The sequence below is a fragment of the Providencia sp. PROV269 genome (assembly GCF_028477785.1).
In the GTDB taxonomy this organism is placed as follows: domain Bacteria; phylum Pseudomonadota; class Gammaproteobacteria; order Enterobacterales; family Enterobacteriaceae; genus Providencia; species Providencia rettgeri.
In genome coordinates this window covers 90,018-106,107 of sequence record NZ_JAMPLV010000006.1, presented here as the reverse complement: position 1 = coordinate 106,107, position 16,090 = coordinate 90,018, and the positions used below count along the sequence as shown (strand labels likewise).

The 16,090-nt window shown below is 37.1% G+C and carries 14 protein-coding genes; 7 read left to right on the top strand and 7 right to left on the bottom strand.

What is annotated here, in order from left to right; genetic code table 11:
- Positions 1-20: 20 nt before the first annotated feature.
- Positions 21-1,730 carry a phosphoethanolamine transferase CptA gene (gene cptA / locus PR683_RS10715; protein WP_123382470.1) on the bottom strand — a complete coding sequence of 570 codons (1,710 nt, stop codon included), beginning with the start codon at positions 1,728-1,730 and terminating at the stop codon, positions 21-23.
- Positions 1,731-2,182: 452 nt separating this feature from the next.
- Between cptA and PR683_RS10710 the strand changes: the two genes are divergently transcribed.
- The 4 genes from PR683_RS10710 (at position 2,183) to PR683_RS10695 (ending at position 5,129) form a co-directional block, all read left to right on the top strand.
- Positions 2,183-3,361: an ion channel gene (locus PR683_RS10710; protein WP_004914242.1), complete on the top strand. Its 1,179-nt coding sequence runs from the start codon at positions 2,183-2,185 to the stop codon at positions 3,359-3,361.
- A gap of 32 nt (positions 3,362-3,393) precedes the next feature.
- Positions 3,394-4,026 (top strand): cytochrome c biogenesis heme-transporting ATPase CcmA, encoded by a 633-nt coding sequence (gene ccmA / locus PR683_RS10705; RefSeq protein ID WP_004914240.1) that lies wholly within the window; start codon positions 3,394-3,396, stop codon positions 4,024-4,026.
- Positions 4,011-4,676 (top strand): heme exporter protein CcmB, encoded by a 666-nt coding sequence (gene ccmB / locus PR683_RS10700; RefSeq protein WP_004914238.1) that lies wholly within the window; start codon positions 4,011-4,013, stop codon positions 4,674-4,676. Before ccmA ends, ccmB begins: the two co-directional genes overlap by 16 nt.
- A gap of 114 nt (positions 4,677-4,790) precedes the next feature.
- Complete coding sequence (locus PR683_RS10695; RefSeq protein ID WP_080641522.1) at positions 4,791-5,129, top strand: hemagglutinin repeat-containing protein; 339 nt, start codon at positions 4,791-4,793, stop codon at positions 5,127-5,129.
- Between the two features lie 214 nt (positions 5,130-5,343).
- On the opposite strand, the gene PR683_RS10690 is transcribed toward PR683_RS10695, so the two are convergent.
- Positions 5,344-6,375, bottom strand: coding sequence for a phosphatidylinositol-specific phospholipase C (locus tag PR683_RS10690; RefSeq protein WP_004914233.1), 1,032 nt, complete (start codon positions 6,373-6,375; stop codon positions 5,344-5,346).
- Between the two features lie 332 nt (positions 6,376-6,707).
- On the opposite strand from PR683_RS10690, the gene PR683_RS10685 reads away from it, so the two are divergent.
- The 3 genes from PR683_RS10685 (at position 6,708) to PR683_RS10675 (ending at position 9,126) form a co-directional block, all read left to right on the top strand.
- Complete coding sequence (locus PR683_RS10685) at positions 6,708-7,055, top strand: thioredoxin family protein (protein WP_117162832.1); 348 nt, start codon at positions 6,708-6,710, stop codon at positions 7,053-7,055.
- 42 nt (positions 7,056-7,097) lie between these two features.
- Positions 7,098-7,892: a sulfite exporter TauE/SafE family protein gene (locus PR683_RS10680; protein ID WP_117162831.1), complete on the top strand. Its 795-nt coding sequence runs from the start codon at positions 7,098-7,100 to the stop codon at positions 7,890-7,892.
- A 226-nt stretch (positions 7,893-8,118) separates the two neighbouring features.
- Positions 8,119-9,126: a LacI family DNA-binding transcriptional regulator gene (locus PR683_RS10675; protein ID WP_109911949.1), complete on the top strand. Its 1,008-nt coding sequence runs from the start codon at positions 8,119-8,121 to the stop codon at positions 9,124-9,126.
- Positions 9,127-9,286: 160 nt separating this feature from the next.
- On the opposite strand, the gene PR683_RS10670 is transcribed toward PR683_RS10675, so the two are convergent.
- From PR683_RS10670 to PR683_RS10650, 5 genes are all read right to left on the bottom strand, one after another.
- A complete protein-coding gene (locus tag PR683_RS10670) occupies positions 9,287-10,258 on the bottom strand; it encodes an ABC transporter permease (RefSeq protein WP_004905244.1) in 972 nt (323 codons plus the stop codon).
- A 10-nt stretch (positions 10,259-10,268) separates the two neighbouring features.
- Entirely contained in the window at positions 10,269-11,753 is a 1,485-nt protein-coding gene (locus PR683_RS10665) for a sugar ABC transporter ATP-binding protein (protein WP_109911950.1), read from the bottom strand.
- Between the two features lie 156 nt (positions 11,754-11,909).
- The gene (locus PR683_RS10660; RefSeq protein ID WP_370661211.1) at positions 11,910-12,770 is read right to left on the bottom strand and encodes an ABC transporter substrate-binding protein; all 861 of its coding nucleotides are present in this window, start codon (positions 12,768-12,770) and stop codon (positions 11,910-11,912) included.
- A 152-nt stretch (positions 12,771-12,922) separates the two neighbouring features.
- Positions 12,923-13,996 carry a zinc-binding dehydrogenase gene (locus PR683_RS10655; protein WP_004914213.1) on the bottom strand — a complete coding sequence of 358 codons (1,074 nt, stop codon included), beginning with the start codon at positions 13,994-13,996 and terminating at the stop codon, positions 12,923-12,925.
- A gap of 747 nt (positions 13,997-14,743) precedes the next feature.
- Positions 14,744-16,045 carry an anaerobic C4-dicarboxylate transporter gene (locus PR683_RS10650; protein WP_272581787.1) on the bottom strand — a complete coding sequence of 434 codons (1,302 nt, stop codon included), beginning with the start codon at positions 16,043-16,045 and terminating at the stop codon, positions 14,744-14,746.
- Between the last annotated feature and the right edge of the window lie 45 nt (positions 16,046-16,090).

Genomic DNA, 16,090 nt, shown 5'->3' with positions numbered 1-16,090 from the left:
TTTCACCGACAGGGGATTAATTACTTTTTCAAATCATCATAGAGCATTAATGAAGATTTATTATCTGGGTCACCAATATAACGAGGCTGAGGCTTAAATGACTCATTAAACAGGCTTTTTTCAGGTTCAAATCCAGTATAATTTAAACCTGCTAAATCAGACCATGCATAGATAAAGTCCATATTACTGAACGGTCGAGTTGTTTTATCATTCAAATCAAATTGATGAGTTGATAACCACTCGGGTGATTGCCAAACTAGGAAAGGCACATTATAAATGACCTTACTCGGCTTACCTTCACTACGCCCTAACATTTCATGAGGCGGGGTATCATAAACATCTTCACCGTGGTCCGAGAAAAATACCAAAAAACCATTTTCTTTTGAAGAATCAAAGTCTTTGATTAATGTTGAAACAACATAGTCATTATAATGTTGTGCGTTATCATACGCATTATAATCTTTTACTTCATCCTCATTTAAATTAGCGGGAACTACGCTATCTTTGTCTTTGAAAATAGCTTTATCTTCAGGATAGCGGAATTCATAGCGCATATGAGTCCCTAACAGATGAACAACGATAAATTTCTTTTCAGCAGGGTCTGCAAGTGCTTCTTTGAATGGAGAAAAAACCACGTCATCATAAATACGTGAGCTTTGAGCCATATCATTATTCAAATAATATTGCTTATCTGTTTGGCGAGAAAATGCGGTTAATAAGGTATTACGTTCAGTCATTGTCTGCTGGTTGGTGATCCAAAACGTTTTAAAGCCCGCTTGCTTCATCATATTCATGATAGAAGGGCGTGAATTGAACAATTCAGGTTCAGTTTGTGTCGCGAACGTCAGAATTTGCTGTAGTGCTTCAATGGTATAAGGTCGTGATGTCACAACATCATTGAATACTGATAAGTTGTTAGGATAATCCCTTGCAAGTTCTTCTAACTCAGGCGTGGTTGGGCGTGAATAACCATACAGGCTCATTCTATCGCGGCTGGTGGATTCACCAATCACTAATACAAATGTACGTGGAGTATCACCGTTTGCATCGACGAAGTTTTCTAGTGGCGGAATTTTACTGTTGTCACGGATTAGCTCTTCCATGTTTGCCAACTGGTTTTTATATAAAAAGTAACCGCTAACAAATTGCCATGGTGCAGCATAGGCGAGTTTACTATTCAAATAAGACGCAACATTAGCCATTGGTCGGTCTTGTTTTATCCCTTTGTTATAATAAGGAATTCCGAATAAAATAACTAAAATCAGTAATGAAATACCAATTCGCCCTGGTTTGGGTAATGTGACAGGTTTTAGACGCGTCCAAAGGAAAATCGCCACGACAGTATAGGCGAGTATGACGCCTAGGACTTTGAAGCTAAAATATTGCTTAAGAAATTCACCAGCTTCATTGGTATTAGTTTCAAACATGACGAACATGACACTTTGCGATATTTGGTGGCCATAAACCACAAAATAGGCGAGTGCGACAACAGAGGATAGCCAAAGAACAATACCTATCACCCCAGCAACTAATTTGATTCTTTTTGGGAACAATAAAGCAGGAATTAGCCAAAGGGAGCTATAAAGTAGTGAGTCTCTAAGGCCAATGGAGTTACTTTGCCCTGTTACGAGCACATACAGCTGTAATAACGATGAAAAATACCAAAAGTAGATTAGTAACCAGAACAGAGAGGTCCAGCTAAACTTTTCCGAGTGTGTAGTGTTACTCATAGGTTTTTAAACTCTTGTTTTCTATTATTGTTAAGTCGAATTGAAAAATAATTGAGAAATCGATTTTTAGATATGAAGATGTAATTTAAGTTCCCCATACTCGTCATCTTTCAAGATGCAGGGGTGTTAACTGTACTCCGCTCGCCAAGTCACATAGTTTACCTATGCTCCTTGCCTATCGTCATTTGTCGCTTACCTGCCTCTCGAAATATTTAGAGTATGAATCGGCATCTTTCAAGATGCAGGGGGTTAACTGCACTTCTGAGCCAAGTTACAGCTCGAAACTGTTTCTATGATATTGCATTATAGACAATGTTTTATACGCTGATACTAAAACAGTAAAATCTTGAATTATTGTTTAATAATATTTCATTCAGTTGATATTATCTTTTAACCTATTTATGGTGTATAAAAATTTGACCAACATTATCAATAAAGGGTGAGAGCAACTTATGTTAGACAACTCATTTGTGGCTTTTTTGAAATCATCCTTATCAATCAGGGTGCTGCTCTCATTATTAATTATTATTGATGGCACAATGATTCTAAAGCCTGTGTTAAGTGCTTATACCGACTATATTGATTGGCGTGAGTCTGGGCTGACACAGTGGTTGAAATCACTCGGTTTTATGAAACTGCTGGATATTCCTCGTTTTCTATTGGGGATTTCGCTTATCTTCCTATCGCTATTTATGGTTAATGGAGCCCGTATCGCATGGGTGTTCTCATTATTTTTACTTGGAATTATTTCATTTGTTGATTTGAGGTTAGCGCAAGAAAACATTCACCAAGGTTATTTCTCGCTCTTTTTATTAATTGCATTGTGTGTGTTTTGGAAGCTATATCATCATCATAGCTTAACTAGTGCAGGGTTTGTGGCGATCACGTGTATTATCGCATTGTTGCTTTACTCCATTTTTGGCACTTTATACATTGGTAATGAATTTTCGCCAGTGGTTAAAGATGGCACTACGGCCTTTTATTTTGCTTTAGTATGCATGACGACGGTCGGGTTTGGTGACATTGTACCGGTCACCGTGGATGCGCGTGTGTTCACGGTGACAGTGATTATTTTAGGGATCACAATTTTTACCACTTCAGTGGTTTATATTGTTGGGGTGTTAGCAAAAGGCACGAAAGAAATTGTGCGTAAGAGGTTTTCTTATATGAAAAATCATTATGTGGTGATTGGTAGCACACCGATGGCCGTCAATGTTTATCAAGGGCTGAAAAAACGAGAGCTACCTGTAGCCGTGATTTGCCAAGAAAACCATCGTAGCCATTATCCAGAAAAAGATAACATTGTAACGGGCGACCCCACCAGTTCGGAATTGCTAGCAGCAGCAAACGTAAAACATGCTAAGTGCGTACTGGTGATGACGGATAGCGATTCGCTCAGCACTTTTGCCCTATTGGGCGTGAAAGAACAAGCGGGTGTTGAGGGCACGGTGAAAACCGTGGTATTAATTAATCAAGAAAGTAATATGGATAAAGTTCGCTTACTTAAACCTGATATGTTGTTTTCATTATCGACCTTAGGTTCAGAGGTTTTGATGCAAGTGCTTTGCGGTGAAGCAATATCGAGTGACTCTATTAGTGATATGCTGTTGAACAAAGTTGCAAAAAGCTAACCTCAAAATAAAAACAACAGGAATTGTGCTTCATGCTAAGTGCTCAACAAGTGAGTTGCCATCGGCAAAATAGGGTGTTATTCCATCAACTTGATTTTATTGTGCAGCCCAGTGAAATCTTACAAGTTGAAGGGCCTAATGGAGCGGGAAAAACAACCCTGCTACGTATGATGGCTGGGTTATTAAAACCTGATGAAGGTGCGGTCTGTTGGAATAATCAATCGATTGATAAGCTAAAAGAAGAATTCACTCGCCATTTACTTTATTTAGGCCACAAACCTGCGGTTAAATCGTTACTGACACCTTATGAAAACCTCAAGTTTTATTATCAAATGCACCATAAAGGGCATGAAGGCGAGCGGATTTGGTCTGCTTTAGAGGAAGTTTCATTAATCGGTTATGAAGATATTCCTGTTAGCCAACTTTCTGCAGGGCAACAACGGCGCGTTAATTTAGCCAGGCTATGGCTAAGCGAAGCCCCTCTGTGGATACTTGATGAGCCTTTCACCGCAATTGATGTGGCGGGAGTCGCTCGTTTAACAGAACGTTTTCATCAGCATGCAGAGCAGGGGGGGATTATTTTGTTTACCTCTCACCAAGCGATGTCAGGGCAATTTGGTTCACTAAAACTGACGGGTGGGGTTGAATCATGTTTTGGTTATTAATTAAACGGGAGCTTAAAATTGCTTTCCGAGGTTTTTCTGAGCTCGTTAACCCGTTGTGGTTTTTCTTAATTGTTATCACATTATTTCCGCTTAGTATCGGTCCTGAGCCTCAATTATTAGCGCGTATTGCCGTTGGGGTATTTTGGGTCGCGGCTATTTTGTCTTCACTATTATCACTAGAGCGTTTATTTAAGGATGACTATCTTGATGGCTCCCTTGAGCAATTGTTACTTGCGCCACATCCTTTATTTATAACCGTATTTGCTAAGGTGATCGCCCACTGGCTAGTAACTGGGTTGCCATTGATCTTGTTATCTCCGGTTGCGGCATTAATGTTGTCTTTTAGTGCAGACACGCTATTGGTGTTGGCGGGTACTTTATTACTAGGGACGCCGGTATTAAGTTTTATTGGCGCGATTGGTGCGGCATTAACGGTTTCCTTAAAAAAAGGCGGGGTTTTAGTTAGTCTGCTCGTTTTGCCGCTTTATATTCCAGTGCTTATTTATGCAACGGGTACGATGGAGGCACATAGCTTTAAAATGCCTCTCGATGGCTATTTTGCCATTCTTGCCGCGTTATTTGCAGCGAGCATTACCTTTTCTCCTCTCGCTATCGCCGCTGCATTGAAACTGAATATAAGTAATAGTTAGATATTTTTCCTTTCACAGAATATAAGGGCAAAGTAAAACTGCCCTTGAGGTTGTTGACAAAGCGGGATAAAGCGTATTTTTTCCCGCTTTGTGTTATCAGCCGAAAATCAATAAATTGTTTTTCCTTGTTTATTTTCTAGCCTTGGCGAACTGGCTTTAAACACAACGACCGTTATTAATCAACTTTCAGGTGAGATCAGTGGACAAAATACCCGGATAACTGCCAAAAATGATATCAACCTGACCAGTGCGACGAATACGCAAACGGTGGATGGCAAAAATGAAAGTAAAGGTGGCTCAATCGGTGCGGGTATCAGTACAGGCGGTTGGAATGTCAATGCGAGTGTGAATAAAGGTAGCGGATTTGAAAAGAGTGACAGCCAGTTTTATACCGACACAGAAGTGACCGCTGGCATTCACGCCCAGCTCGATGGTGCGGTCATTAGCAGTTAGGCAAACAAATCACGGATATTGCGGGACGGATGCAAGTCTTAGAAAATACTGGGACTTGCATTAATAAACTTATCTCTCACCAGCCAAATAGCAAATTAGAAATTTGGGTGTTAAGTGATTTTGTAATAAATTTCTAGTTAAAATAAAATCTGTTTGGATATTATTAAAAATAAAGGAAAAAATTTATTCTTTTATATGCTTTATTTTAAAATAATTATTTTCGTAGGTTCTTATTATTATCTATTACATGGCTTATTAAAGACTCACCAGGAAAATCAGCCATAATTATCCCGACAGAGCGTTTCATATTTAGGCTATTATAATATTTTAATTTATCTCGAGTTAGAATATTTGTACCTTCAAAGGAAATTGTACAAATACCAGCACAAGATGTTCTAGGGAAATCCGGATAACTATCTTTCCATCCTGGAGTGGTTAAGCCGGTAGAAAGACGGGGTGCTGAGGTACCTGGAGATGAATGCCCGCTTGCAACAAAATAAGGAAACGAACCGCCAGAGCCACTCAAGTAATTGATATAGATTCTATTATTATTTCCATTACTTGCACGGTCTAATTGTGTTTTTACTGCCTCCCATTTTGAATATAAATGCCAATTGGTTTTTAAATGGAAATTATCTTGTATACTTGTAAGTTCGTAAGCTAAACCATAATTATGAAAAGCAGCATTATTGCTAAGTATCATATATTTTCCCCTAACATCACCTAATTTTGTATCCATAGACTGTAAATTAAAATATTTATCTTTATATAATTCAATGTAATACTCTAATGTTTTATTCATGGGGCGAGTGTTATTATTGTCAGGGGCTATTTCTTGTTTTAACCTAAAAATAATGGTTTCAGAAGGGTTTTTTGATAAAAAAATATTAATGGAATTCATAAAATCACCAAACATAACATCAAGAAATATACTACCATGATGTAGGGCAAATGCATTACTCGTATGCCTCACCCTGATATCAAATACTCTAATACCATATTCTAATTGTTGGTCAAAATTTAATGCTTGTGTTGACACACTATCTACAAAATTTTTATATGCAGCACTATCATGAGTCCCAGGTAATGCTATTTCGGAAAGCATTATATCATCTCTAAGAGTATCCATCCATTTAGGCTTCGCCGTAAATCCATCAGAAGCGCTTCTGTAATAAGCAGAATCTAAATGAGCAAAAATTGAAGGGCTAAATATTAATAAGAGTAAAAGATATAGTCTATTTTTCATTATGAACACCTTTAAGTTATATTAAACGACGTCGTTACTATAACGACAAGAATATTCACAAATAAAAAATTAATGCATAATAAAAAATAAAAGTAGCGTATATATATTGTATGGTTATTTTTTGTTAAATGAATACAGATTTTATTTTAACTACTTATTATTTTTCACGCGTGTATTTTTTTATGATTAAATTTAACTCAACCAATTGATTTTTAGGTAATATTTAATTTATCAATAATATTGAACAACTAATGGATAAGAGGTGATATATTATCTGAAGCATCACTTCAGTATGTTAGTTCAAGAAAAAATGTATAAAAAGGTAGCGTATAATGCCTCATATCTTACAGTTAGATAGTGATAATTTCTCAAGCACACTTTACCCTCTAGGTCAGGAAGAGCATCAAACGGTAGTTGTTTATTTTTCGGCATCTTGGTGTTTGCCTTGTAAAAGCATGCACCCTATTTTCATTAAACTTTCTGAGCATTTTCAACAAAATAATATTGTTTTTGGTCTTGTGGATATTGCTCAGTCACCCACTTTGGCTCCTAAATATGGTATAAAATCAGTGCCGACAATTGCGATTTTCCAAGATACTCGTTTAATCGATATTATTGCTGGAGAAGTGTCATTTAATTGTGCATTAATGGTATTGAATAAAGCACTTGGGAAGCGTTAATGCTCAGCGAATATATTTGAAAATAATGATAAGTCATTCACAATGCTAATACTGATATTAGAAGGGTTATTGATAGGTTGCCTACTTGGTTTAACGGGAGCCGGTGGTGGTATTCTTGCTGTTCCAGCGTTAATGGCAAGCCAAAATTGGAGTGTGGCATTAGCGGCACCCGTTGGTCTTTTAGCGGTTACAATTGCTGCATTTATTGGTGTTGTTCAGGGCCTTATAAAAAATAACATTCGCTATAAAGCGGCTATTTGGATAGCATTATTGAGCATTCCTTCCGCTAAATATGGTGTTTATCTTGCCCATGTTACCCCACCAGTTTGGTTAACGCTTGCTTTTAGTTTCGTTATGATTTACGTCGGATGCCGTATATTTTTCAATCGAGCAGATGTGCAGAATGATGTTCATTGTATAATTAATAAAGACACTGGAAAATTTATTTGGAATACTAAAACTGCTTTAATCTTGGGGGGCATTGGTGTTGTTACTGGGTTACTTACTGGGCTGTTAGGTGTGGGAGGTGGTTTTATTATTGTTCCTGCATTGCGAAAATTCACTAATTTAAATATGAAGAGTATTATTGCAACATCATTAATGGTCATTTTTTGTATTGGTAGTATTAGTATTTTCATTAATGTCTGGAATGGGTTCCAGTACCCTAAAGAAATTAGTCTTGTTTTCATTGCTTCTTGTGTTATTGGTTTATTAATTGGTCGATTAATAACGCATTATATTTCCAATAAGGCTATCCAAATATTATTTTCAAGTGTTGTTATCTTTGTTGCTCTATGGTTGATTTTATCAGTACTGATTGAATTAAATGTTATTTAAAATAGATTTTAAATATCAAGCAATTAAGTGGTTTTTTATAATTCATGCGGCATGTGTCACTATTTTGAATTATCAGTCATTTATTCTCCTTAATGAAAGTGAAATTGATTTATCTTCAAGCTCAAAGAGGTATAATGAATAATCGCATTTTTTCTACCCAGATAATAGTAAAATGGATTGCTAATATATTCTTCCGGGTAATCATTAAAGGTTGACTAGTATAATTATGACAAAACAAGATAGCTCAACAACGATAATTGATATAGCAAAACGTGCTAATGTAACTGATATTACAGTTTCTAGAGCATTTAATCATCCTGAGATGGTAAAGAAAGAAACTCGAGATAAAATATTAGCTATTGCGCAAGAACTCAATTATGTCCCAAACCTTTTTGCGCGTAATCTGAAAAATAAAAATAGCCGTATAATAGGTGTGGTCACTGACAGTACATTTAACCCATTTTATGTGGTGCTTATTCAAACAGTTTCACGCTTAGCGAAAGAAAAAGGCTATCAAGTCATGATTTTTGATTCAGATAGCGATGAAAAAGCAGAAAAAACAGCAATTGAAACGTTAGTCAGTTACAAGGCGAGCGGTATTCTACTATCGCCAGTTCGTGACGATAAAGACTATCAACCAAGTTACTTATCATTAATTGACCAACACAATGTGCCTTTGGTTTTTGTTGACCGTTCAATTTATGGTTATCAAAATAAGTATTCGGGTTTATTCTTGAAAAACTTTGAAATAGGTGCTTTAACAGGAAAATTTCTTAACCAACAAAATAGTGAGAATACACTTATTGTTTCAGGGCCAGAAGGCTCCGAAATTAGTTTATCCCGTTTAGCGGGGATATATGAAAATTTTCCAAATAGAAAAAGCATCAATGTCTTATACAGTAGCTATATGTTTAATAAGAATGATGAAGATTATTTAAGGAAAAAAGTCCAAGAGCTGTACACACCTAATATGTATATAGTTGGGTTGAATGGAATTATTACAGCTGGAATGTATAAAATCATTTTAGAATTAGGCCTTTCTTGCCGCTATTTTTCTGTTGATTTACCTCCCTATGCAGATACTTACCATTTATCTATTTCTGGTGTACACCATGATTCGGTATATCTTGGTGAATTAACAACTGAGTTATTGTTTTCTGAGATAGAACGAGATTCACATAAAGATCATAAAACAAAACAAATATTTGTTGATGGGAAACTTGTTGTTTATTAATAAGAATCAGAAATAAAGTACGTTATGATTTTTATATGTACTCTAAAGAATTTGAGTTGCATATGAGCACAGTTAACATACATGTAATTTAATGTATGAAAAATATAAATAGGCAGGTAACGATACCTGCCTATTTTAATGGTTATGAGAAACTATTCATTTAGCGTTTCATTGAACTAATTAAGGTCGCCCCCCAAATAATTAGGCCTTTTACAATATATTGAACATAAGGTGAAATACCTAATAAATTTAAACCATTATTGAGTACACCTAAGATCATTGCGCCAATGAGTGTGCCAATGATCATACCACGGCCCCCTGCGATTGAAGCACCGCCGAGTACGACTGCAGCAATTGCATCTAACTCAAAGCCTACGCCTGCATTGGGTTGCCCGCTCATGACTCGAGAGGTAAATATTAACCCAGCGAAAGCCGCAGTAAAACCGCTAATGACGTAAACTAACATTTTATAACGTTCAACGCGGATACCACTGAGACGAGCGGCTTCTTCATTACCGCCTATCGCGTAAATATAGCGGCCAAAAGAGACATGATTTAGTACAACATAGAAAATAAGATAAAGGCCAAGCATTAATAAAATAGGAACTTGGATCCCCATTAATTCTTCTCGTCCCCAAAAAGCAAACTCTTGAGGTAATCCTGAAACTGGGTAGCCACCGGTATAAATTAAGGCGAGGCCTTTAGCAATGATCATGGCACCCAAGGTGACAATGATGGGCGGCATTTTACCATAAGCCGCTAAAATCCCATTAATAAAGCCAAAAGCAACACCGGATAATAACCCCAGAGCAATGGCTGCATAAGGATCCATTCCATAATATTTCATTAAGCCAGCCATCAAGGTTCCAGAAAGTGCCATAACAGCACCAACGGATAAGTCAATTCCACCAGTTAAGATAGCAAATGTCATACCGATAGCGATAATGGCATTAATAGAAACCTGACGAGCAATAGTAGAAAGGTTATTTACAGTTAAAAAATGTTCATTAAAAATGGACATGCAGACAAATAAAAGAATTAAACCAACAAGTGGTAAAAATGCAGGTATTTTAGTTAACTTAGAAAAACTAAACTTATTTTTAGTTAATGGAATTGCACTTTGATTAGACATAGTCGTTATCCTATATAATATTGCCGGCCGCATGTACCATGATCTGAGTTGAGTTTATTTCATCTCCAGTTAACTCAGCGGCAATTTCGCCATCTCGAAAAACCAAAACTCTATCACTGACACCAATAACTTCTGGTAGCTCCGATGAAATCATAATAATGGAAATTCCTTTTTCAGTTAGAGAGCGCATTAACTGATAAATTTCTGATTTTGCCCCGACATCAATTCCTCGAGTGGGTTCGTCGAAAATAAGAATTTTGGCTTGTTTATTTAGCCAGCGAGCAATAACAACCTTTTGTTGATTTCCACCACTTAAAGTAGAAACCGCAGTGTGAGGCTCTGGTGTTTTAACTTTTACTTGGGAAATTAGATCAATAGATAAAGTGAGTTCTTTTTTATTTTGAATTAAAAATAATTTTTGAGCGTGATTGTTTAACCATATATTTTCTTTAACGGAGAAGGGTAATACAAGACCTTGGGTTTTTCGGCTTTCGGGTAATAAACCGATACCTAATTGCAGCGCAGCTGCAGCCGATTTAACTTTAACTTCTTTGCCTTCTAAAATAACTTTTTTCTTGTATGCTTTGTCAGCACCAATCATGGCAAGAATAGTCTCTGTACGACCGGAACCGACCAACCCCGCAAGCCCCAGAATTTCACCTTTTTTTAATTGAAGGTGGTTAGTTGGGCTATATGAGAAGCGCTGAATTTCAGCATCTAAGATGACTTCTTGCTCGTTGAATTGGCGTTTATGAGGATAAATATTTTCAACTTCACGGCCAACCATCATTTCGATGATAACGTCTAAATCTGTTTCATCAACCTTACGTGACCCAATATATTGTCCATCACGCAGTACACTGATGGTGTCACAGATTTCATAAATTTCTTCTAAATGATGTGAAATAAAAAACATTCCAACCCCTTTAGCTTTTAAATCACGCATTACATCGAATAAATGATTTGCTTCATTGGGGGTTAATGTTGCAGTTGGTTCATCTAATACTAAAATTTTAGCGTCTAAAGATAATGCCTTTGCGATTTCAACAAACTGCTGTTCCGCGATACTTAAATGGCTAATAGGTTCATCAATATTAATGTTGACACCCAGCTCAGCTAAGATTTCCTGTGATTTTTTTCGCATTAATTTTCTATCTAATAAACCAAACTTATTTTTTAACTCTCGATTTAAAAATATATTTTCAAAAGCATTTAAATAAGGAATAAGAGAAAATTCTTGGAAAATAATACCTACGCCAGCTTTGATTGCATCTCTGTAGTTATGAAAGGTGTGCTCTTTGCCCTCAATCAGGATTTGTCCGCTGTCAGGTTTATGTATTCCACATAACACTTTCATTAGCGTTGATTTACCTGCGCCGTTTTCACCTAATAATGCGTGAACCTCTCCTTTTTCGAGGGAAAGATTAATATTATCTAACGCCTTAACCCCAGGGAAAGTTTTGCTGACATCTTTTAATGCTAATAATTGCATCATATTGCTTCCCTATATTTCTCAACTGCTTAAAAATGGGTAACAAAGCCATTTGGAATTTTTATTCCAATATGCATTTAATAATTAATATTTATGAAAATGTATTGCACCGAACATCAGAAATACAGGTGCAATACATCGGTTATTGATAACTAGCGATTACCAGTGGAAATCTTTTGCATTGGTTTTGTCGATCAATTTAACATCAATTGGGACTTCTTTAGGAACATTGGCACCCCAGTATTTTGCTAAGCCCATTGCTAAACCAATACGCACTTGATCACGAGGGAATTGCGCTGAAGTTGCAATAAATGGAGAGTTGCCTTTGGCAATTTCAGCAACAGCTTCAGGAGAACCGTCAACACTCACTAATTTGACATCACGGCCAGAAGATTCAATCGCTGCTAGTGCACCTAAAGAACCGACATCGTTAACACTGAAGATCCCATTGAGAGTTGGATTCGCTTGCAGCATATTTTCGGTAACGTTCATCGCAGTATCACGTTCTTGTTTACCGTTCAATTTAGTTACGATTTTAATATTTGGGTATTCTTTCATCGCTGCTTCAAAGCCGCGAACACGCTCAAGAATTGGTACGACAGGAATACCATCTAAAATAGCCACTTCACCTTTGCCGCCTAATGCTTCACCTAAACGTTTACCCGCCATTAAGCCAGCATCATAGTTTTTAGAACCGACGAAAGAGTCAATTGGGCCATTTGCTTGTGCATCAATAGCGATAACCACAACGCCCGCTTTTTTCGCAGCCAGTACAGCTGTTTCTGCACCAACGCTATCGGCCGGGTTAATTAACAGAATATCGATTTTTTTCTGTAACATATCTTCGATATCACTGGTTTGCTTTGATACATCATGAGCCGCATCAGAGATGTATAGTTGGGCACCCATATCACCTGTTGCGCTCTCTAAGGCTTCCTTCATGGTGACAAAATATTCATTGTTTAATTCTTGAAATGACATACCCACTGAAACTGGCTTAGCGGTAGCGTTAAAAGCCATACCTAAAGTCAGTACACTTGCAGCTACAGCCAACTTTTTAAATTTACTCAGCATAAGATGTTCTCCTAAAAGAGCGTTTAATTATATGTAGGGTTTTTACTTATTTAGTGTTTATTTGAATTATCAATTATTACTACCAGTTAAAAACATGTTTATGGCTTGATGACGACTTTAATTGAGTCTGCCGATTTCGCCATGACAAAAGCTTCTTCCCAATCATCGATGGAATAGAAGTGGGTAACGATATCATCAGCACTAACTAAGCCACGGCTAAATAGGTCAATAGCGACTTCATAACTATATGGGCCTAAGTGAGCTCCGCGGATATCAAGTTCTTTGCGGTCACCAATGATTGACCAGTCAACGGTTGTTTCTTTACCAAACACGCTAAACTCAACGAAACGACCAAGCTTACGGATCATTTCTAGCCCTTGAGTAACGCCAATTGGGGCGCCAGTTGCTTCAATATAAACATCACAGCCATAGCCTTCCGTCATATCTTTGACTAATTTGATGGCATCTTCTTTCAGTGGATTGATAACAACATCTGCACCAAATTTTTTCGCTAATTCAAGACGTTCATCAATCGCATCAATAACAACCAATTTTTTCGGTGTTTTTAATTTGGCGACTTGGATCATGCATAGCCCAAGTGGGCCTGCACCAGCAATGACGACGACGTCATTTAAATCGATATCACCACGGCGTACGGTGTGGATAGCACAAGCCATCGGTTCAATTAATGCGGCATCTTTATCAGATAGTTCATCAGGGATTTTGTGGATAATGGCACGCTCTGAAAAACGCATATATTCAGCCATACCACCATCGGCAACTTCTTTTTGGAAACCGTAAATATCATGGGTTTCACACATCCAATATTTGCCTGATTTACAGAAACGGCATTCCCAACACGGGACAATTTGCTCAGCTAAGATGCGGTCGCCTACCTTTAATTTGAATTTTTCAGCGGAACCTTCACCGAGTTCAGCAACGCGCCCATAAAATTCATGGCCAGGAACTACAGGTGCTTTAATCCATGGGTCATCACCCCAGAACATTTGAGCGCCATCATTGGCTTTACAGTCGCCAGCGCAGATCCCACATCCATCAACTTTGATGACAACTTCTCTAAATCCTGGCGTCGGTCTTTTAATGTTTTCAAAGCGATAATCATGCGGTCCATGACAAACAACAGCTTTCATTTTTTCAGGTAGGTTACTCATGTTCTAAAACCTCTTTCTAGTTGTTAACCCTAATGTTGACGTCAACATTAAGCGTTTTTTTATAACGCATTTGCTTTAGTTTTTTAACGCTTAACTATCAATAATGATATGTATGTAAGAAAAATGGTTGTTTAATGTTATAGATAAAATAAATTCTTTTTAATATGACGACGTCGTCATTTTTGAAAGTATGAATGTAAAAAACTAAAATTTGTGATTTAACCCCTAATTTTAGTCACCTAATTGAGTACTTTCATTGGAAAATGAGACTGTCAAAAATGATTTTGTAACACAATGAAAATTATAATAAAAATCTTATTTCATTCCTTTTTTTAGTTTTTCAAGAAATGAATATGAAGCCGAGTATAATTATTTTAACTATTTTCAGAAGTGGATAATTTATGCAAAAACATTTCAGCTCACATTTTTATATGAAAACAAATTAAATTTACATTAAATAAAGAGACGCAAAATGGTTAATAGAACGTTATTTTTAATTTATAAAATTTAATTTAAAAAATTGAATAGAGTAATGGGGTATTTTTACGTGCTGTTAATTATATTTTCTTTGCAGATATACCTAATGAACATTGAAGAAGGCATAAAAAAACAGCTTTATACTTTGTTATTGTATTTTGCCAATCTTGCAAAGTATAAAGCCAAATAGAGCCAAAGTTTAACTTCATTTTGTCAATAAAATCATTTTGTTATCTTGTTATAAATATGTGGAAGCCTCACGTCTTTATGTTAGACAATCATTGGTGCAATGATAAAACCGAAGGCGACACCTGCAATAATTCCACCTAGGCCTGGTAACATAAAGGGATGATTTAAAATATATTTTCCAACCCGAGTAGACCCTGTTGAGTCGAATTCAATTGCTGCTAATGATGTTGGGTAAGTGGGTAAGACAAATACCCCGGTGACGGCGACAAAAGAGGCCAAAATTGCCCATGTGGGAACATCTAAGGCAATAGCTAACGGAATAATTAATGGTGTTGTGGCACCTTGTGAATATAACAATGCACAGGTAAAAAACAGAACTAAAGCTAATAAAATAGGATATGCAGATAACACATCTCCAGCTATCGCTTTAATTTGGTCCATGTGTGCATCAACAAATGTCGTCCCTAAGGTAACAATACCCAATATCACTGCAAGTGAACTCATTCCTGAACGGAAAGTGGGTGCTAGAACGATTGAGTTTGGTGATGTTTTACAGAATATCACCATCAAACATGCAGCACTTAACATGCAGATGATAATAATATCGCGAGTGCCCATAGGTTTACCGATATCAAAGCCGGGACGCAATTGCGGAAAGGCAGCAAGGATGACAATCGCGACAGTGGCAATGATAAACAAGACAACTGAAAACTTTTCTCTGGTGGTACTTTCACCTGTTTTTTCTTCGTATTTATGGACTAAGCCTCTTTGTAAGCGCTCAAGATAAACTTCATCGTCTTCTAGTTCACAGCCTTGGCGTGATGCGATAAATGCCGCAACCATGGCTGCAACAAAAGAGGCAGGTAAGCAGACTGACATGACAACGATGAAAGTAACGCCATTACCTTCCATTATTGTCAACATTGCTGCCATTGCGGCGCTGATTGGCGAACCTGAAATAGCAATTTGTGATGCAACCACTGAGCCTGCTAATGTTCGGGATGGGCGAATGCCTGAATCTTTTGCGATTTCGGCTATCACTGGTAGCATAGAGAAAACAATGAAGCCTGTACCAGCCATGATAGTCATCACCCAAGTGATGATTGGCGCTATAATATTCAGGTACTTAGGGTTTTTACGCATAAACTTACTGGCGAGGCGTACGAGATAATCCATTCCACCTGCAGCTTGTAATGCAGATGCTGCTACCACGACGGTCATAATAATTAAAATAACATCAACAGGTGGGGAGCCAATAGGTAAACCAAACCCAATGGTTAGAACTGCTAATCCTAATCCACCGCAGAGTCCTATACCAATTCCCCCCATCCGTATACCGAAGAATATTGCACCTAATACAACAATGATTTCTAGCCAAACCATAATCGTCTCCAATAGACAATATATTGTCATTAGTAATATTAAAAA

Coding starts and splice junctions, on each gene's coding strand:
- cptA (WP_123382470.1), bottom strand. CDS start 1,730: ATGAGTAACACTACACACTCGGAAAAGTTTAGCTGGACCTCTCTGTTC.
- PR683_RS10710 (WP_004914242.1), top strand. CDS start 2,183: ATGTTAGACAACTCATTTGTGGCTTTTTTGAAATCATCCTTATCAATC.
- ccmA (WP_004914240.1), top strand. CDS start 3,394: ATGCTAAGTGCTCAACAAGTGAGTTGCCATCGGCAAAATAGGGTGTTA.
- ccmB (WP_004914238.1), top strand. CDS start 4,011: ATGTTTTGGTTATTAATTAAACGGGAGCTTAAAATTGCTTTCCGAGGT.
- PR683_RS10690 (WP_004914233.1), bottom strand. CDS start 6,375: ATGAAAAATAGACTATATCTTTTACTCTTATTAATATTTAGCCCTTCA.
- PR683_RS10685 (WP_117162832.1), top strand. CDS start 6,708: ATGCCTCATATCTTACAGTTAGATAGTGATAATTTCTCAAGCACACTT.
- PR683_RS10680 (WP_117162831.1), top strand. CDS start 7,098: ATGCTAATACTGATATTAGAAGGGTTATTGATAGGTTGCCTACTTGGT.
- PR683_RS10675 (WP_109911949.1), top strand. CDS start 8,119: ATGACAAAACAAGATAGCTCAACAACGATAATTGATATAGCAAAACGT.
- PR683_RS10670 (WP_004905244.1), bottom strand. CDS start 10,258: ATGTCTAATCAAAGTGCAATTCCATTAACTAAAAATAAGTTTAGTTTT.
- PR683_RS10665 (WP_109911950.1), bottom strand. CDS start 11,753: ATGATGCAATTATTAGCATTAAAAGATGTCAGCAAAACTTTCCCTGGG.
- PR683_RS10660 (WP_370661211.1), bottom strand. CDS start 12,770: ATGGCTTTTAACGCTACCGCTAAGCCAGTTTCAGTGGGTATGTCATTT.
- PR683_RS10655 (WP_004914213.1), bottom strand. CDS start 13,996: ATGAGTAACCTACCTGAAAAAATGAAAGCTGTTGTTTGTCATGGACCG.
- PR683_RS10650 (WP_272581787.1), bottom strand. CDS start 16,045: ATGGTTTGGCTAGAAATCATTGTTGTATTAGGTGCAATATTCTTCGGT.